The 807-nt window shown below is 45.8% G+C and carries 1 protein-coding gene; it reads left to right on the top strand.

The annotated features are described in order from the left end of the window. Positions 1-807: proton-conducting transporter transmembrane domain-containing protein (locus EHO59_RS18080; RefSeq protein WP_281275726.1), on the top strand; the 807-nt coding region annotated here is incomplete at both ends.

Consider the following 807-nt stretch of genomic DNA (forward strand, 5'->3'; position numbering starts at 1 on the left):
AGCCTCTCTCATTTTACCCTTCCTGATCGGAAGGGTATTGGGATTGGATTTCATGGGAAGCGATAGTCCTCTTCTGATCGGCTTGTCTTTGCAAGCCGGTCTTGGAGCGTTTATCGCCCTTTATGTAAACGGGTATGAGAAGGAGAGAAAGGCTCTTGTTCTACTCGGCTATTCATTCTTCTTTTTAAGTACGGGGCTTTGTTATCTCGTAGGCAAGAGCTTGTGGCTCATTCTATTTTGGGAATTGTCCACGATCAGCGCCTTCTTGTTGTATGTGGGAGGAAAATGGAACGACGCATCCATTCGTAGCTTCGTGGCATTGGTTGCTGCAGGTGGGATCGGTGCCTTCTGTTTTACTTTCTGGATCTACGCAAGCAATCCGCATGCGGGTCTTTTCTTTTTAATCTTAGGACTTCTCATCAAGTCCGCATTCTTCGGAGTTCATTATTGGTTGCCGGAAGCACATGCTGGAGCTCCTGCTCACGCATCTGCCGCTTACTCCGGATTACTCGTGAACCTTCCTTTGGTTTTATTTTCTAAGTTTGCAGTTCCCTTACTTCCAGGAACTCATTACGCATACATTCTAATTCCTTTAGCCGGGATCGGAGTGCTTTGGGCAGGGATCACTGCATTATTCAGTAAGGAAGTGAAGAAGTCGATTGCGTATAGCACGGTAGAGAATATGAACTTTCTCTGGCTGTGTCTTCTTCTTTCTGCTCTTTGGCAGAATAGCGAGCAAGAGAGCCTTCGTTCTCTTAGCAAGGCATTCGGTGTCTTATTCTTAATTTCTCTCGTGCATCATAGTAT

The organism is Leptospira semungkisensis, from assembly GCF_004770055.1.
GTDB classification, from domain to species: Bacteria; Spirochaetota; Leptospiria; order Leptospirales; family Leptospiraceae; genus Leptospira_B; species Leptospira_B semungkisensis.